This window comes from Corallococcus sp. NCSPR001 (genome assembly GCF_017309135.1).
Taxonomy (GTDB): domain Bacteria; phylum Myxococcota; class Myxococcia; order Myxococcales; family Myxococcaceae; genus Corallococcus.
Genome location: NZ_JAFIMS010000002.1, coordinates 2,182,041 through 2,208,250 on the forward strand (window position 1 = coordinate 2,182,041; position 26,210 = coordinate 2,208,250).

24 protein-coding genes are annotated in these 26,210 nt (G+C 70.3%); 14 read left to right on the top strand and 10 right to left on the bottom strand.

All coding sequences use genetic code 11. The features are described 5' to 3' along the window. Positions 1 to 9: 9 nt before the first annotated feature. The gene (gene pyrF, locus JYJ93_RS11065) at positions 10 to 861 is read right to left on the bottom strand and encodes an orotidine-5'-phosphate decarboxylase (RefSeq protein WP_206789264.1); all 852 of its coding nucleotides are present in this window, start codon (positions 859 to 861) and stop codon (positions 10 to 12) included. Positions 862 to 874: 13 nt separating this feature from the next. Next, entirely contained in the window at positions 875 to 1,636 is a 762-nt protein-coding gene (locus JYJ93_RS11070) for an SDR family NAD(P)-dependent oxidoreductase (RefSeq protein WP_206789268.1), read from the bottom strand. A gap of 154 nt (positions 1,637 to 1,790) precedes the next feature. Here JYJ93_RS11070 and JYJ93_RS11075 point away from each other — a divergent pair, with 154 nt between their 5' ends. Beyond that, positions 1,791 to 2,189, top strand: coding sequence for a response regulator (locus JYJ93_RS11075; RefSeq protein WP_206789276.1), 399 nt, complete (start codon positions 1,791 to 1,793; stop codon positions 2,187 to 2,189). Here JYJ93_RS11075 and JYJ93_RS11080 read toward each other — a convergent pair. Together JYJ93_RS11080 and JYJ93_RS11085 are read right to left on the bottom strand one after the other, a co-directional pair. Next, positions 2,158 to 3,969, bottom strand: a complete 1,812-nt coding sequence (locus JYJ93_RS11080) for a hypothetical protein (RefSeq protein WP_206789279.1) — start codon at positions 3,967 to 3,969, stop codon at positions 2,158 to 2,160. The two genes, JYJ93_RS11075 and JYJ93_RS11080, sit on opposite strands and share 32 nt — an antisense overlap. Before the next feature lie 94 nt (positions 3,970 to 4,063). Then, positions 4,064 to 5,563, bottom strand: a complete 1,500-nt coding sequence (locus JYJ93_RS11085; protein WP_206789281.1) for an arylsulfatase — start codon at positions 5,561 to 5,563, stop codon at positions 4,064 to 4,066. A 173-nt stretch (positions 5,564 to 5,736) separates the two neighbouring features. Between JYJ93_RS11085 and JYJ93_RS11090 the strand changes: the two genes are divergently transcribed. Continuing rightward, complete coding sequence (locus JYJ93_RS11090) at positions 5,737 to 6,693, top strand: hypothetical protein (RefSeq protein ID WP_206800238.1); 957 nt, start codon at positions 5,737 to 5,739, stop codon at positions 6,691 to 6,693. Between the two features lie 58 nt (positions 6,694 to 6,751). Further along, positions 6,752 to 7,054: a hypothetical protein gene (locus JYJ93_RS39925; protein WP_242543765.1), complete on the top strand. Its 303-nt coding sequence runs from the start codon at positions 6,752 to 6,754 to the stop codon at positions 7,052 to 7,054. A gap of 6 nt (positions 7,055 to 7,060) precedes the next feature. On the opposite strand, the gene JYJ93_RS39930 is transcribed toward JYJ93_RS39925, so the two are convergent. Next, positions 7,061 to 7,249 carry a hypothetical protein gene (locus JYJ93_RS39930; RefSeq protein ID WP_242543766.1) on the bottom strand — a complete coding sequence of 63 codons (189 nt, stop codon included), beginning with the start codon at positions 7,247 to 7,249 and terminating at the stop codon, positions 7,061 to 7,063. Between the two features lie 236 nt (positions 7,250 to 7,485). Here JYJ93_RS39930 and JYJ93_RS39935 point away from each other — a divergent pair, with 236 nt between their 5' ends. The 7 genes from JYJ93_RS39935 to JYJ93_RS11125 all read left to right on the top strand — a co-directional run bounded on the left by JYJ93_RS39935 (position 7,486) and on the right by JYJ93_RS11125 (position 15,030). Beyond that, positions 7,486 to 7,830, top strand: a complete 345-nt coding sequence (locus tag JYJ93_RS39935) for a hypothetical protein (RefSeq protein WP_242543767.1) — start codon at positions 7,486 to 7,488, stop codon at positions 7,828 to 7,830. Then, complete coding sequence (locus JYJ93_RS11100; RefSeq protein ID WP_330166752.1) at positions 7,824 to 8,180, top strand: DUF2019 domain-containing protein; 357 nt, start codon at positions 7,824 to 7,826, stop codon at positions 8,178 to 8,180. The genes JYJ93_RS39935 and JYJ93_RS11100 overlap by 7 nt, the downstream gene beginning before the upstream one ends. Before the next feature lie 350 nt (positions 8,181 to 8,530). Beyond that, entirely contained in the window at positions 8,531 to 9,526 is a 996-nt protein-coding gene (locus tag JYJ93_RS11105; RefSeq protein ID WP_269012801.1) for an HAD family hydrolase, read from the top strand. Next, positions 9,526 to 10,428: a bile acid:sodium symporter gene (locus tag JYJ93_RS11110; RefSeq protein WP_206789283.1), complete on the top strand. Its 903-nt coding sequence runs from the start codon at positions 9,526 to 9,528 to the stop codon at positions 10,426 to 10,428. The genes JYJ93_RS11105 and JYJ93_RS11110 overlap by 1 nt, the downstream gene beginning before the upstream one ends. A gap of 120 nt (positions 10,429 to 10,548) precedes the next feature. Next, positions 10,549 to 12,306, top strand: coding sequence for a sulfate permease (sulP, locus tag JYJ93_RS11115; protein ID WP_206789291.1), 1,758 nt, complete (start codon positions 10,549 to 10,551; stop codon positions 12,304 to 12,306). 4 nt (positions 12,307 to 12,310) lie between these two features. Next, positions 12,311 to 13,762 (top strand): hypothetical protein, encoded by a 1,452-nt coding sequence (locus tag JYJ93_RS11120; RefSeq protein WP_206789293.1) that lies wholly within the window; start codon positions 12,311 to 12,313, stop codon positions 13,760 to 13,762. Continuing rightward, positions 13,759 to 15,030: a threonine/serine exporter family protein gene (locus JYJ93_RS11125; RefSeq protein ID WP_206789295.1), complete on the top strand. Its 1,272-nt coding sequence runs from the start codon at positions 13,759 to 13,761 to the stop codon at positions 15,028 to 15,030. The genes JYJ93_RS11120 and JYJ93_RS11125 overlap by 4 nt, the downstream gene beginning before the upstream one ends. A 16-nt stretch (positions 15,031 to 15,046) precedes the next feature. Here the strand turns inward: JYJ93_RS11125 and JYJ93_RS11130 are convergent, their stop codons facing one another. Together JYJ93_RS11130 and JYJ93_RS11135 are read right to left on the bottom strand one after the other, a co-directional pair. Continuing rightward, the gene (locus JYJ93_RS11130) at positions 15,047 to 16,432 is read right to left on the bottom strand and encodes a DUF2254 domain-containing protein (RefSeq protein WP_206789297.1); all 1,386 of its coding nucleotides are present in this window, start codon (positions 16,430 to 16,432) and stop codon (positions 15,047 to 15,049) included. Between the two features lie 3 nt (positions 16,433 to 16,435). Continuing rightward, positions 16,436 to 17,437 (bottom strand): formylglycine-generating enzyme family protein, encoded by a 1,002-nt coding sequence (locus tag JYJ93_RS11135; RefSeq protein WP_206789299.1) that lies wholly within the window; start codon positions 17,435 to 17,437, stop codon positions 16,436 to 16,438. Positions 17,438 to 17,543: 106 nt separating this feature from the next. On the opposite strand from JYJ93_RS11135, the gene JYJ93_RS39940 reads away from it, so the two are divergent. Together JYJ93_RS39940 and JYJ93_RS11145 are read left to right on the top strand one after the other, a co-directional pair. Beyond that, the gene (locus tag JYJ93_RS39940) at positions 17,544 to 18,047 is read left to right on the top strand and encodes a hypothetical protein (RefSeq protein ID WP_242543768.1); all 504 of its coding nucleotides are present in this window, start codon (positions 17,544 to 17,546) and stop codon (positions 18,045 to 18,047) included. Positions 18,048 to 18,069: 22 nt separating this feature from the next. Beyond that, entirely contained in the window at positions 18,070 to 18,450 is a 381-nt protein-coding gene (locus JYJ93_RS11145) for a hypothetical protein (protein ID WP_206789301.1), read from the top strand. A 57-nt stretch (positions 18,451 to 18,507) separates the two neighbouring features. Here the strand turns inward: JYJ93_RS11145 and JYJ93_RS11150 are convergent, their stop codons facing one another. From JYJ93_RS11150 to JYJ93_RS11160, 3 genes are all read right to left on the bottom strand, one after another. Beyond that, positions 18,508 to 20,166, bottom strand: a complete 1,659-nt coding sequence (locus tag JYJ93_RS11150; RefSeq protein ID WP_206789303.1) for an arylsulfatase — start codon at positions 20,164 to 20,166, stop codon at positions 18,508 to 18,510. Positions 20,167 to 20,253: 87 nt separating this feature from the next. Further along, a complete protein-coding gene (locus JYJ93_RS11155; protein WP_206789306.1) occupies positions 20,254 to 22,089 on the bottom strand; it encodes a TrkA C-terminal domain-containing protein in 1,836 nt (611 codons plus the stop codon). Between the two features lie 28 nt (positions 22,090 to 22,117). After that, positions 22,118 to 23,509 carry a glutamate decarboxylase gene (locus tag JYJ93_RS11160; protein ID WP_206789308.1) on the bottom strand — a complete coding sequence of 464 codons (1,392 nt, stop codon included), beginning with the start codon at positions 23,507 to 23,509 and terminating at the stop codon, positions 22,118 to 22,120. A gap of 180 nt (positions 23,510 to 23,689) precedes the next feature. Here JYJ93_RS11160 and glsA point away from each other — a divergent pair, with 180 nt between their 5' ends. Together glsA and JYJ93_RS11170 are read left to right on the top strand one after the other, a co-directional pair. Further along, complete coding sequence (glsA, locus tag JYJ93_RS11165; protein WP_206789309.1) at positions 23,690 to 24,826, top strand: glutaminase A; 1,137 nt, start codon at positions 23,690 to 23,692, stop codon at positions 24,824 to 24,826. Between the two features lie 88 nt (positions 24,827 to 24,914). Then, entirely contained in the window at positions 24,915 to 26,105 is a 1,191-nt protein-coding gene (locus tag JYJ93_RS11170) for a porin (protein WP_206789316.1), read from the top strand. Positions 26,106 to 26,210: the final 105 nt, after the last annotated feature.

The following is a 26,210-nucleotide window of genomic DNA, read 5'->3' on the forward strand; positions in this document are numbered from 1 at the left end:
CAGTGCCCTTCAGGCGCCTTCGCGGAACGCACGCGAGGGCGCCTGATGTGCTTCCAGGGCCTTCCTCAGCGCGGCCACGTCCGGCCCGGCCTCCAGCACGGAGCGCGCGGCGGTGGGAATCACCTGTCGCTCGCGGCCGGAGAAGAGCTTGGGCAAGTCATTGAAGCCCGCGCCCTGCGAGCCGATGCCCGGCGTGAGCAGCAGCGCGCTTCCCAGCCGCTCCACCACGTCGCGGTCGGCCGGGGGCAGCGTGGCGCCCATCACCGCGCCCGCGGGCAGCACGCCGGGGCCGGCCTTCTCGTTCAGCTCACGCAGGCCGTCCGCCACGGCCTGGGCCACGGTGCGGCCGTCGCTGGCCACGGCGTTCTGCACGGGCACGCCTTCCGGGTTGGACGAGCGCACCACCACGAAGGCGCAGGCCCCGTGGGCCCGCGCGCGCTCCACCGTCTTCGCCAGCGCGCCCAGGCCCAGGTACGCGGTGAACGTGGCGGCGTCCACGTCGTACGCGCTGCCCTGGCCGAACAGCGATTCCGCGTAGGCGTCCATGGTGGACCCGATGTCGCCGCGCTTCACGTCCAGCAGCGTGAGGGTGCCCGCGGCGGAAAAGCGCTTGAGCACGCGCTGGAGCACGACGAGCCCTTCTGGGCCGTGGCGCTCGAAGAAGGCGCTCTGGGGCTTCACCACCGCGAGCGTCCCGCCGGCCGCGTCCGCCATCCGGTCGCAGAAGTCGGACAGGCCCTGCGCCGTGTCCGGCAGGTTCCAGCGGGCGAGCACGTCGCGCGACGGGTCCAGGCCCAGGCAGAAGGGGGAGCGCTCGTCGGCGAGCTGCTGGAAGCGCTGTGCGAAGGACGGGGTCGTCATGGAGGGCCTCTTCTCACTTCAACCGGCGCGCGGTGGCGTCGAACAGTGGATTGGGCATGACCTTCAGCACGCGCATGGGCGTGGACAGCTGCCAGGGGAAGCTCACCTCCGCGGCGCCCGCGAAGATGGCGCGGCCCATGCGCTCCACCGCGTCCTCGGTCTCCATGAGGAAGGGCATGGGGAAGGTGTTCTTCGCGGTGAGCTCGCTCTTCACGAAGCCCGGGTAGACGCACGTCACCTGGACGCCGGTGCCCTTCAGGTCCACGCGCAGGCTCTCCAGGAAGGTGGCGAGGAAGGCCTTGGACGCCGAGTAGGCGGCGTGGCCGGCGAGCCCCCGCATCCCCGCGAGGCTGGACACGCCGACGATGTGGCCCCGGCGGCGCTCCACCATCTGGGGCAGCACCGCGCACAGCGTGGCGGCGGCGCCGGTGACGTTGGTGTCGATGATGGAGCGCGCGCGCTCCCAGTCCATGCGCTTGCCGTGCGTGGGGCCGCCGATGCCGGCGTTGGCCACCACCAGGTCCAACCCGCCACACTCCGCGTCGATGGCGCGGATGCGCTCCTGGGAGGGCTCCACGGCGCTGACGTCCATGACGACGGGCTCCACCACGGCGCCCGCGGCCTGCGCCTCCGCGGCGAGGGCCTGCAGGTGCGAAAGCCGCCGGCCCGTCGCGAAGACGCGCACGCCTTGCTTCGCCAACCACAGGGCCAGTCCACGTCCCAGGCCGCTCGAGGCGCCAGTCACCAGCGCCGTCCGGTAGGTCATCTCCGCCATGTCGTCCTCCGAAGGGGGTCGCAGCGGCCCGCCTTGTCGCACGGTTGTGCGTCCGAGGGCACGCAAAACACCTTCCCCCCACCGCAGGACGAGGTGGTGCCGCCAACGCGTTGACACCCTGGAGGGAAAGGGACCCTTCGGGAGTGTGCGGCGCATGCGCTGGTGGAACTGCATCCTGGTGGTGGATGACGACCTGGACCTGCTCCGGGCCTACAAGGAAGCGCTGGAGCTGGACGGGCACGAGGTGGCGCTGGCGCGCAACGGCTTCGAGGCGCTGCGCCTGCTGCATCAGGGCCTGCGCCCGGCGCTCATCCTGCTGGATTTGATGATGCCGGGGATGAACGCCTGGTCCTTCCGCTTGAGGCAGCTGGAGGACCCGGCGCTCGCCTCCATCCCGGTCATCGTCCTGTACTCGCAGGACGCGGGCGCCCGGGCGATGAACGCGCTGGGCGTGGACGGCTTCCTGGAGAAGCCCGTGGACCTGGACGTGCTGCTGGGCGCGGTGTCGGCCTACGTGAGACCTACCGGAACGGGGGCACCGGCTGGCGCTTGAACCAGTCCGTCGCCTTCAGCAGGTGCAGGTCGTGCTTGCCGCCGGGCCGCAGTTCGATGCCGCCCGTCACCGCGCCCAGCGACGTCAGCAGGGCGCCCGTGATGTTGCCCTGCACCAGGTCCAGGTGGCCTTCCATCGAGAAGCCCTCGCCCTTCGCCTTCAGCTCGCGCAGCTGGAGCCCGCGCTCGTCGATCTGCACCTGCCCCGTCACCTCCACCTTCGGGATGTTGAGCAGGGACGTGAGGAAGCCGGGCAGCTTCTTGGACGAGGTGATCAGCGCGACGATGGGCTGCGTGTCGGTGAGCTGGCTGGTGAAGCGCGCCTTCAGCACCGTGGGGGACAGGGAGAGGCTGGCGCGCGGCAGGGTGAAGTTCCCGCTCCAGGCGCGGATGGGCACGTTGCCGTTGGAGGACACGTCCCGCAGCCGCAGCGTCGTCCCGCTCAGGCCCAGCTCCGTCATGTCCCAGGACAGGTGCCGCGCATCCACCTCCACCTCCGCGCGCAGGAGGACCTTGTTGGGCCCCATGGTCCCGGAGACGAGGTCCGTGTCCATGCGCAGCTCCAGGGCGTTGCGCGCCTTCGCGCCCTTCTTGGAGGGCTCCTCGCTGCGCACCGTCACGTGGCCGGAGTCGATCTCCAGCGTCTTTCCCAGCCACGGATTGAGCACGCGCAGGTCCAGGGGCTTGCTCTTCGCCACGCGCAGCTCGGGCTCCAGCTCCAGGCCCGGCTGACCTTCCCGCCGCCGGGCCTGCACGCCGAGGGCGATCTCCGGGATGTCCAGGTCGTAGCCCTTGGGGCCCGCCAGGTGCACGGGCGCGAAGGCCAGCCGCAGCGAGCCTGACGGCTGTCCCTCCGTCTCCGGGGCCATGGACGCCTGGAGGCTCCACGGCGCCTGGGCGCGCATGGGGCCCGCGCGCAGGTCCAGCGCCTCACCGGAGGCCTTGAGCTGGCTGCCCGGCTCCAGCGTGTTGCGCTCCATGCGCACGTCCAGGTCCACCCGTCCCGCGCCGCCGCGCAGCGACACGGGGGCGCTCGCGCCCAGCAGGTCGTTGATCCAATCCAGGGGCAGCACGTCGATGCGCGTCTTCACCTGGCCGCCCAGGGCCTTGGACAGGTCGTAGCCCTTGTCGGCCTGGAAGGGCGCGTCCAGCCGGGCGCGCGAGTCGAGCGACTCCAGCCGCGCCACGCGTTTGCCGTCCACTTCGATGAAGCCCTCGGCCACGCGCACCGACGGCAGGTCCACCTGGATGCGTTCGCGGGACTGGAGGTTGAGCATGCCGGTGACGTCCAGCGCGCCCGTGAAGCGCACGCGGCTGAAGTCCAGCTCGCGCACCTCGTGCAGCGTGACGTCCTGGAGGTGGATGACCCAGGGCTTGCTGTCCGGGCTGGACGGCTCTTCGGGGGCGCTGGACGGCTCCAGGTGGAAGCGGGCGCCGTGCCCGTCGATGCCGTCCACGTCCACGCGCTTGCGCAGCAGGCCCGTGAGCGACATGCCCGCCTCCAGCTCTTCCACCTCCACCTTCCACCAGACGTCCGAGTCCTGCTGGGTGAGGGTGAAGCCCTTCAGGTGGAGCCGGCCCACGGGGTACAGCCACCACGCGCGCTGCCACGTGAGGTGTGTGCGGTCCGTCCCTCGGCCCATGATGGCCTGGGTGACGCCCGTGTTGAGCGCGACGTTGATGGCGACCTCCAGCACCGCCACCGCCACCAGGGCCCACAGGGCGACGCGGCGCCAGCGTCTGCTGCGAGGGGCGGCGTCAGGGGACGGGGTGTCGGTCATGTCGCGAGGTTCCGGGAAGAGGCCCTGGATGCCTCATGCTCCCGGCACGCACAAGGCGTGTTTGCTCGCGACGATGGATGGGAGACACCGCCCTTCAGTGGACGGGGGCGGCGCCGTTCTCCATCTTCGCCATCACCTGGTCGATGGAGAAGCTGGCCGGGTGCTGGCGCGAGGGGAACTCCTGGAAGGTGGCCAGGAACCGGCCCACCAGGGCCTGCGCGGGCACCAGGACGAAGGCGCGGTCCAGCATCCAGGCGGAGTAGCCGACGGAATCCATGGAGCGCTCCAGCGGATCCGCGCGCAGGTCGATGATGAGCGGGACGCGGCGGCTGCTGAAGGGATGCGCCCACACCTCGATGCCCCTGGCGGTCTGCTCCTCGAAGACGAGCTTGAAGCGCCTGTAGCGCATGGCGACCAGCTCGCCGTCGTCGCCGAAGTAGAAGAACTCCTCGCGCTTGGACTCCCGGGACTGGCCGGACAGCAGCGCCGTCTGCTCATAGCCGTCCAGGTGGACCTTGAAGTGCTTGTCGCCCGCGTCATGGCCGTCGAGCAGCTTCCGCACGATGTCCGGCTCGCCCGCGGCGGCGACCAGCGTGGGCAGCCAGTCCTCGGAGGAGAACAGCTCGTTGATCTGCGTGCCGGGCTTCACCACGCCGGGCCAGCGCACGAGGCAGGGGGCCCGGAACGCGCCCTCCCAGTTGGTGTCCTTCTCGCCGCGGAAGGGCGTCATGCCGCCATCCGGCCACATGCTGGTCATCGCGCCGTTGTCCGTGCTGTAGACGACGAGGGTGTCGTCCGCGATGCCCAATTGGTCCAGCTTGTCGAGCAGCCGCCCCACGTGTCCGTCGTGCTCCACCATGCCGTCCGGGAAGAGCCCGAAGCCCGTCTTGCCCTGGGACTCCTTCCTCAAGTGCGTGTGGATGTGCATGCGGGTGGTGTTGAACCAGATGAAGAAGGGCTTCTGCTCCTGCTGCGTGCGGTCGATGAAGTCCAGGGTCGCGTCCAGGAACTCCTCGTCCACGGTCTCCATGCGCTTCTTGTTGAGCGGGCCGGTGTCCTGCACCGTCTGTCCGCCCTGGCCGTCCGCCTTGCTCCTGAGCACGCCGCGCGGACCGAAGCGCTGCCGGAACGCGGGGTCCTTGGGGTAGTCCACGTTCTCCGGCTCCTCCTCCGCGTTGAGGTGGTAGAGGTTGCCGAAGAACTCGTCGAAGCCGTGCACGGTGGGCAGGTATTCGTCGCGGTCCCCGAGGTGGTTCTTGCCGAACTGGCCGGTGCGGTAGCCCAGGGGCTTCAGCAGGTCCGCGATGGTCGGGTCCTCGGCCTGGAGCCCCACCTTCGCGCCCGGCATGCCGACCTTGGTGAGGCCGGTGCGGAAGGGGCACTGGCCGGTGATGAAGGCCGCGCGGCCGGCGGTGCAGCTCTGCTGGGCGTAGTAGTCGGTGAAGAGCGCGCCCTCCTTCGCCAGCCGGTCGATGTTCGGCGTGCGGTAGCCCATGACGCCCAGGTTGTAGGCGCTGAGGTTCCAGTAGCCGATGTCGTCTCCGAAGATGACCAGGATGTTGGGCTGCTTCTTCTTCGCGGGCTTCGTCGCCATGCGGGCACGCTCCGGTGTTTGTCTTTGCGCGTAAGGGTTGGGGACGCGGCGGGCGACGGACAACCGGAGGGCGAGCGGCCTGTCGTGCGGAGGGCGTGGCGGGAGGTCGTTGCCCGGGCGCACCGGGGTTCTCATCCTCAAGGGGAACCTCCTGTGGAAGGACGGGTGTGCCGATGGGAGTCACGGGCCGCACGGGACCCATCGAGGCGCTGCGCAACCTGACCGTGTCGCTGCAGCGCGTGATGGCGGCCGAGATCGCGACCGGTGTGGTGCGCGGCACAGCCGACGGAATCCGCGAGGAGGTCCCCGGCGCGGACGGTCAGTTGAACACCTTGCTCCAGGACCTGCTCACGGTGCTGAGCCGCATGGTGCACGAAGCCGCCGAGCGAGAACCGGGAGCGCCGGCGGAAGCGACCGAGGTTCTGGCAGGGGCGGCCATGGAGGGGGCTCTAAAGGCGTTGGAGAAGGAGTGGAACGACGGGGGCCTGCCGCTCCACGGCTTCGTGGTGAGGCTCAACCACCTCTTCGATGAAGTGGTGTCATTCGCCCATTCCCGCACGGATGAGATCCGCACACCGGGCGAGCGCGCCCAGGCGATGGCTCGGGGCGTGGTGAAGGCGGCCACGGAGCAGTTGCACGACTCCCTGCCAGCCATCCTGGAGGACGCGCGCGGCGTGGTGCCGTTGGGGGAGGAAGTGGCCGCGAAGGTGGGCCGGGGGCTGGTGCTGGGAGTCGAGTCCAAGCTGCGCGAGGACTCCGGCGTGTTGGTCGAACTGGTGGAGCGAGCGGGGCAGGGGCTGGTGCGGGGATTGGCGGCGGGCCTTCACGAGGAGCTGGTGACGAATCCCAAGGCCTCCGCGGAAGCGCTGGGCGCATCCCTGGCGGCCCTGGCCGAGCGCACCGCTGCGGCGACCGTCCGGGGCGCGGGGAGCGCGCTCGCGCAGGATGCGCTCCGCTGGCGGGAGTCGCCACGCAACCAGGACCTGGTGCGGCGCACGAGCCGGGAGATCACGGCCGGAGCACTGGAGGCGCTGGGCGCGCGGCTGCGCCGGCCCCTGATGGCGCTCGCGGGAGCGGGCAGTGCGCTCGTGGCGCTGACGGTGCTGTCTTCGCGCTGGCGCCACGCGTAAGAGGACACGCATTCCGCCCTTGTCTGGTTCAGGCTAAGCATCCGGGAGAGGGCTCCGAATGCTTGCTCGTGGGTGGTGGGTCTTTCTGCTGGTCGTGCTGTCCGGATGTGGCGGTGTCCGGCCGGTGGTGACGTTGGACATGGGCGCGGGCCGGAAGGCCACCTTCGTTCCTCGCCAGGACGCCCGCGTGGTGGCGTTGGACGAAGTCGGGGCCTCACTCAAGGACAGCGCCCGGCGCGTCCGGCCTTCTTCCCGTCCGCAGCAAGCCGCGCGTGAGTTGTTCCAGATGGAAGCTCGCAGTGGCACCTACCGCTTCGAGCCACGCGAGCGGCGCATCACGCCGTTGGGGGCTGGATGGTGACGGCCGCTACGTGCTCGCCATGGCGCTGGCCCGGGGAGTGGTCCTCACGGAGATGATGGATGCCTTCAAGGGCATGGCCGACCCTGAAGCCATGATGGCCGCGGTGCTGTGGACGTGGACCACGTACATGGTCCTGCTCGCGGTGCCGGAGCCCATCTCCAAGGGAATCGCGGCGGTGATGACCGCCACGCTCATCGCCTACGTGGGCATCGACACGTTCTGGGGGCTCATCGTCGGCTTCAGACAACTGGTGGAGGCCTCGGACAGGGCCCTCACGTTCAATGAACTGCGTCAGGCGGGGGAGCGGTACGGCAAGGTCATGGGGCGCAACGCGGCACGTGCCTTCGTGATGCTGGCCACGGCGGCGATGGGGAACACCGCGGCGGGGCTGGCGGAGCGTGCCCGCACTACCAGGAGCTGCGCAGGCTTCCGTGCAGGCCGGGTCCCAGTTGGGAGTCCGGCTCACGGCGGTAGGCGAAGTGCGGTCGGTCGCGGTGGGCGCGGGCACCGTCACGCTCTCCCTGGCGCCGGGCGCGGTCGCGATGACGGCTCAAGGACCGGGAGGAGGAGGTCCTCCGCCGACTCCCGGTGTCAGGTCCTGGGGCTCGTTCAGCGGCTTCAAGCAGGCCATGGGGCCCGCGGGCGCTGGCAAGCAGTGGCATCACATCGTCGAGCAGACGCCCGGGAACGTGGAATGGCTGAGCCCCCAGCCTTTCGAGGAGCAACGCCGCTTTGGGACGTTCGTCTTGGAGCAGGTCTCGAAGGGAGCATGGTGATGGAGTTGAAGGAACTCGTTGAACAGTTCGCGCACCATGTCGCCGCGCAGGGCGACTGCATCCGGGAGGGTGACTCCAGGAAGGGCAACAAGCATGCTCGGAAGTACGGAGCTGCCTTGGACGCGCTGCTCGCGCAGGGCGATGCCGGCCGGGAGGCGCTCTCCACCTTGCTGAAGCATCCCCGCGCGGACGTGCGAGGCATGGCGGCATCATTCCTCCTGCGATATCGCACGGAGGAGTCGAAGGCGGTGTTGGAGGCCATCGCGGCGGAAGGAGGCCTGGCGGCCATTGGCGCCACCTTGAACCTTCAACGCTGGGCCGAAGGCACCTGGGAGCTCGACCCGGAGTGAGCGGGCGCCTGGATGCGTGCACGCGCGTCCGAAGGCAGGCACCGGGCCGCTTCAGCGGACATCCCCGTGCGACCCACGTTCCGTGGCGACCGCCTCCACTTCCTCACCAGCTTCATCCCCGGGCGCGGCACAGGCAGGGGAGGACGTGATGGCGGGAGCCCGAACGCGTTGCTTGCTGCTCGGACTCATGGGGGGCCTGTGCTGCGCCGTTTCCCCCTCCGCCAGACGCCGCCTCCTCACTGGCGGCCGGGCACGGCGGGCGCTCCTCCCGCGCCCTCCACGCCGCGTTGTGGAGTGACCTCCGCGTTCCCAACCTCATGTCTGGGATTGCACCGGGACAGGAGGCGACCGTGAGGCGACGCACAGGGATGGGCCCGGCCTGCCTGCCGTGGGCGCTGGCGCTGTGGCTCGCCATCCCCCTCCAGGCGCTGGCGGCGGATCCGCTGCCGTCCTGGAATGACGGCCCGGTGAAGCAGTCCATCATCGACTTCGTCACCCGCGCCACCACCGAGGGCAGCCCTGGCTACATCCCCCCGGAGGAGCGCATCGCCACCTTCGACAACGACGGCACGCTCTGGCAGGAGCAGCCCGTCGTCCAGGGCGCCTTCCTGCTGGAGCAGGTCAAGGCGGCCGTGAAGCAGGACGCGTCGCTCGCGAAGCGGCAGCCCTTCAAGGCCGTGCTGGAAGGGGACGTGGCCCTGCTGTCCTCCATGGACGAGCCCCAGTTGATGGAGCTGTTCGCCGCCACCTACAAAGGCAAGACGCAGGACGAGTTCGCCCGCGAGGCCCGCGCCTTCTTCCAGACCGCGCGCCACCCGAAGCTCGGCGTGCCCTACACGCAGCTCGCCTACGCACCCATGCTGGAGCTGCTCCAGTACCTGCGCGCCAACGGCTTCCAGACGTGGATCTCCTCGGGCGGTGGCACGGACTTCATGCGCGTCGTCTCCGAGGACACCTACGGCATCCCGCCCCAGCAGGTCATCGGCAGCGACCTCCAGGAGAAGTTCGACGACGGCAACGGCCACCCGGTGCTGCGGCGCGAGGCCCGCCTGGACCACCTCAACGACAAGGCCGGCAAGCCGGTGGGAATCGAGCGGCGCATCGGGCGGCGGCCGGTGTTCGCCGCGGGCAACGTCCGCTCGGGCGGTGACATCCAGATGCTCCAGTACACGAAGGAGCAGCCGCGCCCCGGCTTCGCGTTGCTCATCCACCACGACGACGCGGAGCGTGAGTTCGCCTACCAGGAGAAGAACGACGCGTCCCTGAAGGCCGCGCGCGAGGGCGGCTGGACCGTGGTCAGCATGCGCGACGACTGGAAGCGCATCTTCCCGGCGGAGGTTCGGTGATGGACGCCTTGCATGCCCTCATCAAGCTGATGATTTCGACCTTCATCATCGCGCTCGGGCTGTCGCAGGGCCTGTCGTGGCACCTGGCGAACCTGGGCCAGGGCGTGCGGCAGCCGGCGTTCGCGCGAGGGCTGGGCGTATGTCTCATCGGCGTGCCCTTGCTGTCCCTCGTCGTGGTGAAGGTGCTGCCGGTGCCGCCTGTCGCGGCGGGCGTCATCGCGCTGATGGCGTTCTGCCCCGGGCTGCCCATGGCGCTCAACGTCGTGTCCCAGCAGAAGGGCAACCTGTCGCTGACCCTGGCGCTGTCCATCACCCTGTCGCTCGTCGCCGTCGTGCTGATGCCGCTGTCCCTGAACCTGCTGGAGCGGCTGTTCCCCGTGGCCATCCAGGCGCCGCCGTACGGCGTGCTCCTGGGCAGGGTCATCCTCCCGTTCCTCGTGCCCTTCGCGCTCGGCATCGGCCTCCAGAAGGTGGCGCCCGTCTGGGCGCACCGGCTGCGCAAGCCGGTGAAGCTCTACTTCAACGTCGCCCTGGGCGTGGCCGCGCTGGCGTTGATCGCCGCCAGCTTCCCGCTGTTGAAGCGCCTCCACCCCTGGGCGTTCGTCGCCATGGTGGTGGTGACGCTGGGGGCCGCGGCCCTGGGACACGTGGCCGGCCGGCCCCGGCCCGGGGACCGCACGGCGCTGGCCATCTCCGCGGTCTTCGGCAACCCCGCCTTCGCCTTCTGCCTGGGTGGCAGCACCTATCCCATGAAGAGCCTGCTGGGTGTCATGGGGTTGTACCTCCTCATCCGCACCGTGGCCCTGGTGCCGTACCTGCTCTGGAACCAGCGCCACCAGGCGTCCGAGCGCGGCGGCGGGCCGTCACTGCCATCCGGCAGGCGGACCTCCACGGGCACGTGAGCCCCTTCCTGTCCTGAAACCGATGCGCGCAACGCACCCCGGTGGGTGATGCCGCGGGGCCCGGGGGCCTCCACCCTTCCTTGCGTCCAGGAGGCCAGGCGCACGGGGGGGAGAAGGGCCATGAAGCACACCGCGGCCACGGCCGCTCATGTCCTGGGCCGCTTCCTCCCGGGTGTCGAGCAGGCGCGGACCTATGAGCGGCGGTGGCTGCGCGCGGACGTCCTGTCCGCGCTCACCGTGGGCGCGATGCTCATCCCCCAGGGACTGGCCTACGCGCAGATTGTCGGCGTGCGCCCCGCGGCGGGGCTGTACGCGGGCGTCTTCGCGATGCTGGCGTACGCGCTGTTCGGGCCGTCGCGCCACCTGCTGCTGGGGCCGGAGGCGGGCGCGGCCATCCTCACCGCGACGGCGCTGGGGCCGATGGTGGCGGGCGGAGGGCCGGAGCGGCTCGCGTCCCTGGCGGCGCTCCTGGCGTTGATGGTGGGCGTCGTGAGCCTCCTGGGCGGGCTGTTCCGGGCGGGGGCGCTGGCGGACTTCCTGTCGCGGCCCATCCTCATCGGCTACATCAACGGCGCGGCGCTCATCATCATCGGCAGCCAGTTGGCGCGGATGTTCGGGCTGGAGCGCAGGTCGAACGCGTTCGCGGGGCAGTTGCACGAGGTCGCGGCGAACGTGGGCCGCACGCACGTGCCCACGCTGGTGTTGGGGCTGGCCATCGTCGCGGCGCTGGTGGCCATGCGCCGCTTCCTGCCGCGCTGGCCCGCGCCGCTGGTGATGGTGGCGCTCACCACGCTGGCGACCTGGGCGTTCCAACTGGAGCACGGCGGCGTGAAGGTGGTGGGGCCCATCGCCGCGGCGCCGCCCTCCTTCGGCCTGCCCTCCCTGCGCTTCGACGACGTGCGCACGCTGCTGCCCGCGGCCTTCAGCCTCGCGCTGGTGAACTACGCCGGCTCCGTGCTCACGGGCCGCATCTACGCGGACCGCTTCGGCTACCGGCTGAACGCCGACCAGGAGTTCTTCGGCCAGGCGGCGGCCAACCTGCTCACCGGCCTCACGCAGGGCTTCCCGGTGACTGGCAGCGACTCGCGCACGGCGGTCAACGCGTCCATGAAGGGGCGCACGCAGCTCGTCGGCGTGGGCGCGGCCGGGGTGGTGCTCCTGTTCTCGCTGTTCCTCACGCCGCTCCTGTCGAAGCTGCCGCTGGTGACGCTGGGGGCCATCGTCATCGTCGCGGCGGTGTACCTGCTGGAGGTGAAGCCCGTCCTCCGGCTCTGGCGCGTGCGGCCGGTGGAGGCGGTGCTCGCGGTGGTGACGATGCTGGGCGTGCTCTTCCTGGGCATCCTCCAGGGCATCCTCATCGCGGTGGCGCTGGCGCTGGTGGACCTCATCCGCCGCGCGGCGCACCCGCACGACGCCGTGCTGGGCGAGCGCGAGGGCATGCCCGGCTGGCACGACGTGGAGGGCCACGCGGACGCGGAGACGATTCCCGGCCTCGTCGTCTACCGCTTCGACGCGCCCCTCTTCTTCGCCAACGCCCGCTTCCTGCGCGAACAGGTGCGCCGGCTGGTGGCCGAGTCGCGCCACCCGGTGCGGTGGTTCGTGCTGGACGCGTCCTCCGTGTTCGACCTGGACATCACCGCCGCCGAGAGCCTGGAGAAGGTGCGCCACGAGCTCACGGACGAAGGCCTCGTCTTCGCCGTGGCCCAGGCGCGCGCGCCCATGCGCCGGATGCTGAAGCGCTCGGGGCTGGCCGCGCGGATTGGCGAGGACCGGCTCTTTCCCACCGTGGGCGCGGCCGTACGCGCCTACCTCGAATCGCGAGACGACGCGCGGACCGCCGGGAGCGGCGAGCCCGCCGCCTCACCACGGGTGCACTGACGCCATGACGCCAATCCAATCCAGGGTCCGAGGGAGCGCGGTGACGGGCGCGGTGCTGGTCCTGCTGCTGTCCGTGCCGGCGCTGGCGCAGGACGCGCACTACACCACGCGGCAGTTCGGCAACCGGGCGTGGCTCTTGGGCGGCGCCTTCGTGGGCAACCCGAACGACATCAGCGCCGTCTATTACAACCCCGGCGCGCTCGCGCTCCTGGGCGCGCCGGAGCTGGAGCTCACCGGCAGCGTCTATGAGTACACGCACGTGAACGTGAAGGACGGGCAGGGCCAGGGCAGGGGCCTGTCCGACTCCAACGTGGACGTGCTGCCGTCGCTCATCGCCGGCTCGCTGCGCTTCGGGTTCCTGGGGAAGTCCCGGATGGCCTACTCGCTGCTCACGCGCCAGGGCTTCGCCTACAGCCTGCAGTCGCGCGGCACGCGGCTGGGCACGGACCTGGCCGGCGTGCAGGGCCTGGACCTGCTGTCCACGAACGTGCGCCTGGACCAGACCGTGAGCGAGTTCTGGACGGGCCTCTCCTGGGCCTACCCCGTCACGGAGCACCTGGGCCTGGGCCTGACGCCGTTCATCGCGTCCCGGCATCACGAGCTGAGCTTCCAGACGCTGGCGCAGGGCTCCGGCGCCGCCGGCCAGCAACTGCTGGCGACCCTGGGCCGCGACCTGGAGTTCGACCACGTCCGGGTGTTGTTGAAGGTGGGCGCCAGCTACCAGCGCGGCCCCTGGGCCGTGGGACTCGCGGTGACGACGCCGAGCGTGGCGCTCTGGGGCCGGGGCTCGGTGGGGTACGAGCGCGCCGTCCAGTCCCAGGGGCTGGACACGAACGCGCCCGCCCCCGTGTTCAACTATCAGGAGGACCTGCCGGCGCACTTCCGCAACTCCTGGTCCGCGGCGCTCGGCGTCAGCCGGAACTTCGGCGCGTCGACCGCGGTGTACGCGTCCCTGGAGGGCTACGCGCGTGTCACGACCATCACCCTGGTGGACGCGGAGCCCATCGTGCCGCGCGGCGCCTCCGAGCCCATCGACGGGGACTACGCCTTCGCGCTCAAGCCGCTGCTCAACGGGGCGCTGGGCGTGGAGCAGGCGCTGGGGGACCGGGTGCGGGTGTACCTGAGCGGGCACACGGACTTCAGCGCGTTGGACCAGACGCCCGGGACGAACGCCCTGCTCGGCGGCTGGGACCTGTACCACGTCGCCTCGGGCATCCACTTCGTGCTGGGCCGCTCGCGCTTCACGCTGGGCGGCGACCTGGCGTGGGGCAGCAAGCAGACCAGCCGCTTCTCGGAGTCGCTCCAGCAACTGGGCCTGTCCTCCTCCATGCGGACCCAGGACGTCCGCTTCTTCCAGGCCACGCTGCTGGTGGGCGCCAGCTTCTCCTTCAAGGACACGCGGAGCACGAGCGGCAAGGGCGCGGTGGAAGAGGTCCCCAAGGCGGACGCGCCATGACGCCGAAGCACGACGACACGGTGGACGAGGCCGCGGCCACCGTCTTCCTGCTGGACCTGGCGAAGGCGTTGCACCTGGCCTACCAGCCGGCGCCGCTGGTGGAGGAGCGCGTGCGCCGGGCCGCGAAGGCGTGGGGATGGGACGTGGAGGTCTTCACGCTCCAGAGCCTGGCGATGACGGAGGTGGCGTCACCGCGGCGCCCGCACGTGACCTTCGCGAGGCTGCCCTTCAATCCGCACTGGAACCTGGGCCGGGCCGCCGCGCTCCTGCGGCTGGCGGACGCCATCGCCGACGGGCGCGTGCGGCTGCCCGAGGCCCGCGCGGAGCTGGAGCGCATCCTGGCCTCCGCCGCGCCGTATCCCAAGTGGCTCGTGTTCGTGGCCTACGGCGTCTACGGCGCGGCGGTGGCGGCGCGGGTGGGCGGGGCGTGGTGGGAGATGCTCGCGGCCTTCTTCGTGGGCCTCCTCGCGGGCTTCATCCACTTCGGCACGCTGAAGTCGCATCGGGTGGACCTGCAGAAGAGCTTCCTCGCCGCGTTCCTGGGGTCGCTGGTGGCGCTCGGGCTCACGCTCCTCCTGCCGCCCTTCAACGCCGTGCGGGCGCTGTTCGGCGGGGTGGTGCTGCTGGTGCCCGCGATGGTGGTGACGCTGGGCTCGCTGGAGCTGGCCATGGAGTCGGTGGAGGCGGGCCTGCCCCGGCTCATGTACGGCCTCTTGCGCTTCCTGATGCTGGGCGTGGGCATCGCGGCGGCGGGGACGTTGTGGCGCTTCGCCTGGCTGCTGCCACCGCACGTCGAGTCGCACGCGCTGCCGCCGCTCCTGACGTTCCTGCTGATGGCGGTGGGCGGCGTGGCGCTGTCGGTGTGCATGTCGGGGCGGCCGCGCGACGCGGTGTGGATTGTCGGCGGCGTGCTGCTCGCCTACGGGACGCAAGTGGTGGCGAAGCTGCTGCTCGGGGACCGGGGCAGCCCGCTGCTGGCGGCGTTCGTGCTGGGCGTGGCGGGGCTGCTCTACGGGCGCGGGAGGGGCCGGATGTCCATGACGGTCATCCTGCCGGGGATGTTGCAGCTGGCGCCGGGCTTCATCGGCACGGAGGCCATCGTCGCGCTGCTCGGCTCGGGCACCGCGGGCGCGGAGGACGCCCGGCTGTTCAACGTGATGCTGGTGGCGCTCCAGCTGGTGCTGGGGCTGGTGTTCGCGACGGTGGTGGTGCCGCCTCGCATCCCCGTGGACGGCGGCGCTTCCGCGTCCCCACCCGCCAGCGGGTGAGGGCCATGGACGGCGCTCAGAAGCCAATCGCCGGGAGTGGCGGCCACGGCCCTCCGTCCAGGGCCTGCTCCAGCGCTTCCGCGTAGTGGCGTGGGAGTGACGGCTCCGGGATGCTCCGCTCCGAAATGGCCAGGATGGCGTGGAGCCGCTCCCGCGCCGCGCGCCGGTCTTCGTCCTCCCGTGCGCGCTGGGCCACGGAGGCCGCCAGCCGCAGGAGCCGGAGCACCACCGCGGGCTCGGCGGCGCCGTAGCGGAGGATCTGATCCGTGGCCAGCGCCAGGTAGTCCCGCAGCGTGGGGCCGTGCAGGAACACGCGAGGCGTTCCCGCGGCATCCGCCAGCACGCGGGGCCCCAGGCGCATCCGGCTGAGCCCGCACAAGAGGAACGTCAGCTGGTCCACCGCCTCCACCGCGGTGTACGGATCATTGATCCCCGGCGAGAGCGCCTTGATGGCCACATCCACCAGCTGACGCACCCCCAGCGCGAGGTCCCGGTCCGCGTCCCGCCAGCGGTCCAGGTGGATGGCGCGGCACACGCGCGACTCGCTGGACTCGTGCCCCGCGGAAGCACGCGCCTCCAGCTCCATCCAGCCCATCTGCTCGCCGTGAATCACCGGCTCCCCCACGGCTCGCTCCAGGTGGACGGTGAGCTGATGCGCCGTCGCCACCTCCAGGAGGGCCCCCGCGTCGACGGAGGCGATGAAGCCGTCCGCCCGGGCGCGAAGCGGCCAGACCGTCCCCGGGGAGTCCCCGCGGGCGCGGACCGGGACCGCCGCGTCGAGGTCCGCTGCCCGGAACCGCTCGAGCGTCCGGGCCGCGCCCAGCGTGTCCTGTCGCACCCGCCGGACCAGGTTCTCCACGCGCATGAGCTGGAGCGTCTGGAGCACCTGGAAGATGAGCGCGCCCTCGCAGACGATGAGCAGCAGCATGGCCAGCGCGAGCGCCGGGCGGGGCGCGCGCTCGAGCCCCGAGACGAAGCCGAACGCGTGCGTCGCCGCCAGGCAGAACACGCTCGTGGCGACGAACACCGGGATGACCACGCGGATGCCCGCGCTGTTGAGATACAGCCGCAAGAGGCGCGGCGAGTACTGCCCCGCGGCGTTCTGCACCACGAGCATGGACAGGGACAGCACGATGCTCAACGAGGTGAGGGCGATGCCCAGCACCGTGGAGAGCATGCTCCGCGCCTCGGTGGCCGTGGCCCGCCAGGCCACGCCTGCCAGCACCCCCGCCACCGGGAGCGTTTGCTTCACGGTGAGGATGCCCAGCAGGGCTCCCAGCAGGGCTCCCAGCACGGGCGGAATCCACAGTTGGTGCCGGAGCCACCAACGGAAGGCAGGGGTCTCGCGGGGCCGTCGGGTGCTGGCTCGGGGAGGTCCCTGTGCGTCCGCCACGCGCGTCACCTCCTAGGGGCGCACGATGCAGCGGAAGCCGATGTGGCTGGCGCCGCTGTCCACGGCCTGGGGCGAGCGCGCGGCGGGGCGGTAGCGGCGGCAGTAGTTGGGCGCGCACAGGTGGCTGCCGCCCTTGAGGACGCGGCGAGGGATGGTGATGGCGGGCGTCGAGGGGGCCTGGCTGTCCCGCGCGGTGGCGGGGCCGCGCGGGTTGACGGGGATGCAGCACGCCTTGCCTTTGTTGCCCTGGTGGCGCTCCTGGTACCAGTCGGTGGTCCATTCCCAGACGTTGCCGGCCATCTCATGCAGGCCGTAGCCATTGGGCGGGAAGGCGCCGACGGGGCAGGTGCCTTCGTGGCCGTCCTCGCGGAGGTTCTGCCACGGGAAGTAGCCCTGCCAGGTGTTGGCCAGGTGCTCGCCGTTCGGGGTGAAGTCATTGCCCCAGCAGAACTCGTTGCGGTCCAGTCCGCCGCGAGCGGCGCGTTCCCACTCCGCTTCGGTGGGGAGCGTCTTGCCGGCCCAGGTGGCGTAGGCCTCCGCGTCCTCGAAGGCGATGTGGACGACGGGGTGGTCGCGGCGGTGTTTCACGGAGGAGCGGCGGCCTTCGGGGTGCTTCCAGCAGGCCTCGGGGACATAGCTCCACCAGTTGGCCACGTTGCCCAGGTCCACGGGCCCCCGGGCCTTCTGAAAGACGAGCGAGCCGGGGACGAGCGTCTCCGGTGTGGCGCCGGGATAGTCCGCGGGGTTGAGCGGGCGCTGGGCGACGGTGACGTAGCCGGTGGCTTCGACGAAGCGGGCGAACTGTTCGTTCGTCACGGTGAAGCGGTCCATCCAGAAGCCGGAGACGGTCACCTGATGCGCGGGGGCTTCTTCCGGATAGTGATGGTCGGAGCCCATCCAGTACGTGCCGCCGGGAATCCACACCATGTCCGGGAACGGAGCCCGGCCGGGGCGCGCGGCGGTGTCGGTGGGCTCCACGTCGGGTGTGGCGTCGCGGCTGTCATTCCGGTGCATGGTGGAAAATCCTCCAACGGAGAACATCCGGCCCGGCGCGGGGAATGACACTCGCACCGGGGGCCGGGTAGGGTGTCCGCACGTTGACGCGCGTGTTGGGGCATGAATGGCCAGCAACATTCGAGACCGGAAGCCATCCCTGCTTGGAGCTCTTGGAGCATGGGGCCTGCTGCTCGCCGCCGCTGCCACTGGCGGATGCTCCCATGTCCAGAAGCCAGAGCGGCGTGTCTATCTCATCGCGGAAGACGCAGCTGGAGTCGGCGGCGCCGGCGGACGCGACTGTGATGCCGAGCATGTCGCGTGCTTCGATCGATGCTGGAACACCGCTCCGCCGCTGACGAGCATCAAGTGGGGCTCTGGCAAGCACCATGAGTACTGCACGGAGGAGTGTCGCGCACGCTACATGGATTGCATCGAGGACGTAGAGCGGGCGTCCCGGAAGGGGGACGCCCAGGAGCTTCGGTTCTCGAATCTCGACGGTGCGCTGAATTGGTTGAGGACGCACCGGACGGAGTTGGTGATTGGAACGGTCGTCATCATCGCGGGCGTGGCGTTCGTCGTCGCCACTGGCGGCTCAGGGGCGTTGATTCTCGCACCACTTGCGCTCTAGTGGCCGCGGACAGGAGGCCGCCATGGCCGCATCCAAAGAGTTCGAGATGGAAGCGACGCTGAGGACGCTGGATGCCGTGAGCAAGAGCCATCCGCCCGGTTCCAAGGAAGAGGCCGCGGTCCAACTGGCGGCTGTCGCGTTGCTTTATCTCCGACGCATCAAGAAGTTGGACGGGTTCCTCGAGTACCACCGGGAGTTCTCCGACTCCTCGGCGCATGTTCCCATCGCGAGGGACTTCGTGACCCAGGCGGACGCCGATGCTTGGTTGGCCAGTGGAGCCGCTGTCGATGGTGCGCTCGTCAGGATCGACGGCCGGGGCTTCCAGGTCATCCAATTGCCCAAGGGGCTGAAGTTCCTCCGGACGCCCCTGCCGGATGAGCTGGGACCTCCAGAGCCCAGGTAGCGGAGCCGCACCGCCACCGCCGTTGATGCTCCAGTCGGCAGTGGCGGTGGGGTTGGGCTAATGGTGCGACTGCTGGAAGCGGTGGATGAACTGCTCCACCTCGTTGGCCAGCGACATGACCTGGTCTCCGACGCTGGGCTCCTCATGCTGCTTGCGCGCCTGTGCCATCTTCTGTTTCACGCGCTCCTTCAGCGGCCCGATGCTCAGGCTGCCCGGAGCCTGGCTGGGCAGGAACTCGATGAGGCTCTCCGCGAACTGCTTCACCAGCATCTGCGCCGGGACGAACGTGAACATGCGCTCGCCGTACCACTGGGTGTACAGGCCGGAGTGCGGCCCGTATTCGAACGGGTCCGAACGCAGGTTGATGAGGTAGGGCCACGCCGGGCTGAAGCGCTTGCCGCTGAACCACATGTCCGGGCCTTCACCGTCCTGGTAGCTGAAGATGATCTTCCAGTCCTTGTACCGGACCGCCGCCAGGTCGCCGCTGTCGAGCACGTAGATGAACTCGTTGCGGCGGCCCTCCTCCGTGCCCGCCAGCAGCCCCGTCTGGTCGTACCCGTCCAGGTGGACCCGGAAGGTCTTGTGGCCCACCTTGTAGCCACCCTTGCACTTCTCCACCAGGTCCGCGGGGCCGCCCGCCGCCGCCACCAGCGTGGGCATCCAGTCCTCGTGCGCGAAGATGTCGTTGATGACGCGCCCCGGCTCCACCACGCCCGGCCAGCGCACCACGCACGGCACCCGCACGCCGCCCTCCCACGTCGAGCCCTTCTCCCCGCGGAACGGGCTGTTGCCTCCATCCGGCCAGCCCATCTTCTCCACGCCGTTGTCGGTGGAGAAGACCACCAGGGTGTTGTCCGCGATGCCCAGCTCGTCCAGCTTGTCCAGCAGCGCCCCGACGATGTCGTCCAGCTCCCGCATCGCGTCCGCGTAGAGGCCGTAGCCCGTGGCGTTGCGGTACTTCTCCTGGAGGAACGTCCAGACGTGCGTGCGCGTGGTGTTGTGCCAGAGGAAGAAGGGCTTGCCCTCCTCCACGGCGCGCTCCATGAAGCCCAGCGCGCCCTCCAGGAACTCGCCGTCCACGGTCTCCATGCGCTTCTTGGTGAGCGGGCCGGTGTCCTCGATGCGCTGGCCGCCCACCAGACCCCAGCGCGGATCCTCGGTGACGTCCTTGCGGCTCGTGGCCCAACTGTGGAGCACGCCGCGCGGGCCGAAGCGCGCCTTGAAGGACGGGTCCTTGGGGTAGTCCGGGCACTCCGGCTCGTTCTCCGCGTTGAGGTGGTAGAGGTTGCCGAAGAACTCGTCGAAGCCGTGGTGGGTGGGCAGGTAGGGATTGGAGTCGCCCAGGTGGTTCTTGCCGAACTGGCCGCAGGTGTAGCCCAGCGGCTTGAGCATCTCCGCGATGGTGGGGTCGGAGTCCTGCAGGCCGTACTTCGCGCCCGGCATGCCAATGGTGGTGAGCCCCGTGCGAAGCGGGTTCATGCCGGTGATGAACGCCGCGCGGCCCGCGGTGCAGCTCTGCTGGCCATAGCAGTCCGTCATCATCGCGCCCTGCTTCGCGATGCGGTCGATGTTGGGCGTGCGGTAGCCCATCATCCCCTGGTTGTAGGCGCTGATGTTCCAGAAGCCGATGTCATCTCCCCAGATGACCAGGATGTTGGGCTTCTGCTTCGCCTGCTTGCCATGTCCGTTGCCCGAGGTTTTCGCCTTGCTTGTCATGGAGGCCTCCTGGGCATGAGGTGCCCACGCGAGCCGACGTGGGCCTCGTCCCGCGGGGCAGGTCCGGGGCCTTCCGCGCGGGGGGCGTCAGCCCATCAGCGCGAAGAGGTAGCAGATGAGCGTGAGCAGCAGGTTCGACACGGCGAACGTCACCGGATAGCCGATGGCCGGCACGATGCTGTTCGTGGCCTCCTGCGACGCGCGCATGCCGGCGCTGTTGCACCGCGCCCCCGCGACGGCGCCCATCAGCACCGCGGTGTTCATCTTCATCAGGTACTGGCCCACCGCCCACGCGATGATGGGCGGCACCAGCGCCGCGATGGTGCCCACCACCAGGATGGGCATCAGCGTGCCCCCGGCGACGGCGCTCGCCACGCCCGCGCCCGCGTTGATGCCCAGGATGGCGATGAAGACGTTGAGGCCCAGGTCCTCCAGCAGCTCGCGCGAGGCCTCCGGGAAGGGGCCTCCGAACGCCGGGTTGTGCGTGCGCAGGATGCTCAGCCCGATGCTCACGATGAGCAGCCCCACCGCGGAGCCCAGGCTGAACTTCACCCCGCCCACCGGCACGGTGATGGCGCCCAGGAAGGCGCCCAGCGACAGGCCCAGGGCCAGGGTGATGATGTCCGTCACCAGGCTGGGCCGCACCAGGTGGCCCACGCGCTTCTGGAGCGCCTCCAGGCGCCGGCGGCTGCCCGTCACGCGCAGCACGTCACCCCGGCGGATGACCTCGTCCGGGTCGATGGGCAGCGCGTCCCCGGCGCGGAACATCGCGTTGAGGTAGAGGCCGTGGCCCTCCTCGCGGGCCAGCTCCCCCAGTGTGTGCCCGACGAGGTCCGCCTTGTGCGCGACGATCTCCACCGTCTCCACGCGCACGTCTCCCAGCGGTGAGTTCACCTCCGGCCCGATGCGCGTGGGCCCCTGCAGCAGCAGCCCCACCGGGCCCGCCACGGCGACCTCGTCCCCCCGGTGCAGGACGAGCCCCTCCTCCGGCAGGTAGACGCGGCCCGCGTGCAGCACCCGCTCGATGCCCGCGCGCGGCGCCAGGTGCGCAAGCTGCGCCAGCGAGTGCCCGTCCACCTCCGGACTCTCCACGCGGAACACCCGCACGTGCACGGACGCGTTGCCCCGGAGGAAGGACTCGGCGGTGCCGGGCAGGGGAGCCTGCTGCTCGCCCGCGAGCGCCTTCTCCATCGCCTTCGCATCCGCCGCCGCGTCCCGGCCGAAGGCCTTCGGCAACACCTTCACCATCACCGTGAAGATGACCATGCTGACGGAGTAGAGCAGCGCGTAGGACGTGGTCAGGTTCGCGCGGGCCTGCTCCAGCGTCGTGCCCGGGGGCAGCTTCACCGCGCCGCCGCCCAGCGCCGCCTGCGCCGCGCCGAAGCCCGGCGTGGCGGTGTTCGCGCCGGACAGGATGCCGGCCATGAGCCCCGGCCCCAGGTGGAAGACGAACCTCGCCAGGTACACCAGCAGCGCGGACGCCAGCGGCACCAGCAGCGACAGCACCAGCAGGTGGCGGCCCTCGCGCTGGAGGCCGCCAATGAACTGCGGCCCCACCTTCATGCCGATGGCGAAGATGAAGAGGTTGAAGAACACCGTGCTGGTGAACTCCGGGATGGCGTAGGTGACGTGGAAGGACTGGAAGGCCCAGAGGCTCACCACCATTCCCAGCAGCAGCGTGGCCGCGGTGGCGCCCAGGCCCACGCCCTTCACCTGCACCTTGCCCAGCGCGTAGCCCCCCGCGACGACGAGGAACAGCAGGATGAAGGGCTGGTGGCCCAGCGCCCCGAGCAGCCTGCCGAAGACGCCGTGTGGGGCCGGGGACGCGCCGGGCGCGGACGTGCCCTGGGCCAGCGCGGCGGCCGCCAGCCCCAGGGCCGCGGCCCCCACGACGAGCACGGTGTGACGGGTGATGACTCGCATGGGGAACGCTCCCTCTTCGTCGTGGGGCTCAGTGGTGGTAGCCGGACGCCTCTTGCTTCGACATGGGCGTGCCCACCGGGTGGCGGCGGAAGTGCTCGATGCTGGCCACCAGGTCGTGCACCAGCAGCGTGGCCAGGTCCCGGCTGACGCCGTGGCGCACCAGCACACGCTGCACGACCAGGTCCTGGAGGTTGGCGGGCATGGGGTAGGCGGGTACCTGCCAGCCGCGCTCGCGCATCCGGTCCGCCAGGTCATAGAGCGTGAAGCCGGGGTTCACGCCGTCCTTCATCTTCCAGCACACGCCGGGCACGCCGCCCCGGCCGTCGTAGAGGATGTCGAAGAGGCCGATCTGCTCGATGGCCTTCGCCATGAAGTTCGCGGTGTCCGAGCACGCCTGCTGCACGCGCCGGTAGCCCTCCTTCCCCAGGCGCAGGAAGTTGTAGTACTGGATGACGATCTGCCCGCCCGGCCGCGAGAAGTTCAGCGCGAACGTCGGCATGTCCCCGCCCAGGTAGTCCACGCGGAACACCAGCTCGTCCGGCAGGTCGTTCTTGTCGCGCCACACCACCCAGCCGCAGCCCAGCGGCGTCAGGCCGAACTTGTGGCCGGAGGCGTTGATGGACTTCACCCGTTCGAGGCGGAAGTCCCACACCACGTCCTTGTGGATGAACGGCGCGAGGAAGCCGCCGCTCGCCGCGTCCACGTGGATGGGGATGTCCAGGCCCGTGCGGCGCTGGAGGTCGTCCAGCGCCTCCGAGATGGCCTGCACCGGCTCGTAGACGAGGTTGAAGGTGACGCCCAGCGTGGGCACCACGCCGATGGTGTTCTCGTCGCAATACTTGAGCACCTCCTGCGGCGTCAGCGTCATCCGTCCGGGCGCGAGCGGCACCTGCCGCAGCTCCACGTCGAAGTAGCGCGCGAACTTGTGCCAGCAGATCTGCACCGGTCCGCAGATGAGGTTGGGCTTGTCCGTGGGCTTGCCTTCGGCCTCGCGCCGCTTGCGCCAGCGCCACTTCAGGGCCAGGCCGCCCAGCATCGCCGCCTCGCTGGAGCCGGTGGTGGAGGTGCCAATGGAGTTGTTCACGTCCGGCGCGTGCCAGAGGTCGGCGAGCATGTTCACGCAGCGCGTTTCAATCTCCGCGGTCTGCGGGTACTCGTCCTTGTCGATCATGTTCTTGTCCAGGCACTCGTCCATCAGCCGGTGCACCTGGGGCTCGGCCCACGTCTGGCAGAAGGTGGCCAGGTTCTGCCGCGAGTTGCCGTCCAGCAGCAGTTCGTCGTGCACCACCGCGTAGGCGTGCTCCGCGCTGTGCTCGTCGTCCGGGATGCGGAACTTGGGCATTGGGATGGACAGGTCCGGTGAGGCGTAGACGTCGTCGTTGATGCGGTCGCGGACTTCGTCCCTTCCATGCAGCGGCATGCGCGCTCCTTGGTGGTGGGTGGGCTTCCCCACTGGAAATGGGGTGCGCGCGCGCGAAGGGCGTCGACCTTCAGGGAGGGACGGCCAGCGGCACGGCCTCCCATTGCACCCGCCGGGCGTGCCTTGTGCGACAGGGGCCTGCGTCTCCAGGGTGAACCCACACACGAGGGAGGACGGTCCATGGCGAAGGGAATCTGGAGCAGGAAGGGGCGGGCGGCCGTGGGGCTCGTCTGCGCGGTGGGGCTCTGGGGGGCGCCAGGGGTGGGGCTGGCCGCGCAGGCGCCCGCCACCGCGCAGCGGACGCAGCGCACGCCCGACACCGCGGCGGTGTCCGCGACGGAGGCGAAGGACGCGCTGCAGCGGGCACACGCGCGCTTCAAGGGGGTGAAGGCCGGCAAGAACGCGGATTACATCCCGTCGCTGGCGAAGGTGGACCCGAACCTCTTCGGCATCGTGCTGGTGACCGTGGACGGGCGTGTCTACTCGGTGGGTGACTCGGAGCATCCCTTCGCCATCGAGTCCGTGTCCAAGCCCTTCACGCTGGCGCGCATCCTCGAGGACGTGGGGGCGGATCAGGTGGAGAAGAAGATCGGCGCCAACGCCACCGGCGAGCCCTTCAACTCCATCACCGCCATCGAGCAGAACGAGGAGGCGAAACGGCCGCCCGCGGGCAACCCGCTGGTGAACGCGGGCGCCATCACCGCGGTGAGCATGGTGCCGGCGAAGGACGCGGACGAGCGGTGGTCCCGCATCCAGGGCACGTTCGAAGACTTCGCCGGGCGGCAGCTCAGCGTGAACGAGGACGTCTACCGCTCCGAGTCCGCCACCAATACGCGCAACCGCGCCATCTCCTGGCTGCTCAAGTCCTACGACGCGCTGCCCGGCGACCCGATGGAGGCGCTGGACCTCTACACGCGCCAGTGCTCGGTGAACGTCACCGCGAAGGACCTGGCCATCATGGGGGCCACGCTGGCCAACAGCGGCACCAACCCCGTCACCGGCAAGCGCGTGGTGGACGCCGACAACGCGCAGAAGGTGCTGTCGCTGATGCTCACCACGGGCCTCTATGAGAACTCCGGGGACTGGTCCTTCACCGCGGGCCTGCCGGCCAAGAGCGGCGTGGGCGGCGGCATCGTGGCGGTGGTGCCCGGCCGCTTCGCGGTGGCGACGTTCTCCCCGCCGCTGGACAAGGCGGGCAACAGCGTGCGCGGCCAGAAGGCGGTGGAGGCCATCGTCACGGAGCTGGGCGGGGATGTCTTCTCGGGCGGCCCCAAGCAGGCGGCCCGTTCAGGTGGGGGCGTGTCCGGCCAGCGATAGGCGCAAGGCACCGCGGGCGGTGATGTCATCCGGGCCCTCGCCTCCCACCATGCTCCGGTCCCCGTGAGAGGGGGCCGGGGGCCTGGGCATGCGCAAGGGGCGGGGCTGGGCGGGGATTCTGGGCGTGCTCGCGGCGCTGGGCGCGGAGGCCGGGGCGCCGGCGAAGGACGGCGGGGGTCCTCCGAAGGTGGAGACGCCCCCCAAGGACAAGGGCTTCGCCGTCACGTCGGAGGACGGGAACTACAAACTGGGGGTGGGCCTCCAGAGCGGCTACAAGCTGGAGCCCGTGTGGGACGACGGCCAGTCCAAGGCCCGCACGGCGTTCCCGTTCCTGCGTCCGCGCCTCTACGGCAACATGTTCCGGCCGTGGATCTCCTTCTGGACGTCGCTGGAGCTGGCGTCGCCGGGGGCGCCGTACCTGCTGGACTCGTTCGTGGACCTGCAGCCCTGGAAGGCCCTGGGGGTGAGGGCCGGGCAGTTCTACACGCCCATCAGCCGGCACGAGTCCCTGGGGCCGCAGCAGATCCTCTTTCCGGAGTTCGCCGCGGTGGCGAACTACTTCTGGACCGGCCGCGACAAGGGCGTGACGTTGATGGGGACCACGAAGACGCTGGAGTACTACGCGGGCATCTTCGGCGGCTCGCCCCTGCGCTCCATCACGTCCGACCCCGGCCGGTGGGTGTCCAACGTGCGGCTCACGGTGAGCCCCATGGGCCCCATGGGCTACGGCGAACTGCCGTACATCATGTCGGATGACAAGGGCTCGCCCTTCCGCGTGTCCTTCACGGTGCAGGGCGCGGGCGGCAAGGTGGAGCGGCGCGACGAGAACTTCAACGTGGAGACGGGCGGGTTCGACGTCACCGACGAGGGCCTGCGCAAGTTCGCCACCGGCGGCGTGGACTTCATGCTCCAGGCCCAGCGCTTCACCTTCTACGCGGAGGGCTGGCTGGAGCGCACCCAGCCGGAAGACCCCGCGGGGCCGAACTACACCAGCGTGGGGGCGTGGGGGCAGGCGGACTGGGTCTTCTACAAGAAGGTGCTGGACGCCGGGGTGCGGCTGTCCTGGCTGAACGCGAGCCTCGATCTGGACGACGACACGCTCTACATCGTGGAGGGGCAGCTCGCGTGGTTCGTGGACGCGCCCTTCCTGGCCTTCAAGCTGCGCTACCAGTTCGCGCATCAGGATGCTCCAAACCCCGCGCAGCAGGGAGCGGTGCAGTTGGCCCGCGAACCGGGCTCGTCCAACCTGGTGACGCTCCAACTCAACCTGGCGTTCTGACCGCGGCCCCGTCCGCCCCCCGCGGGTCGCCATCCACGCTCCAAGCCCGTCACTCCGGCGACATGCGCCACGGATGACGCTGGTCATGCCTGACGGAGCGGCGCG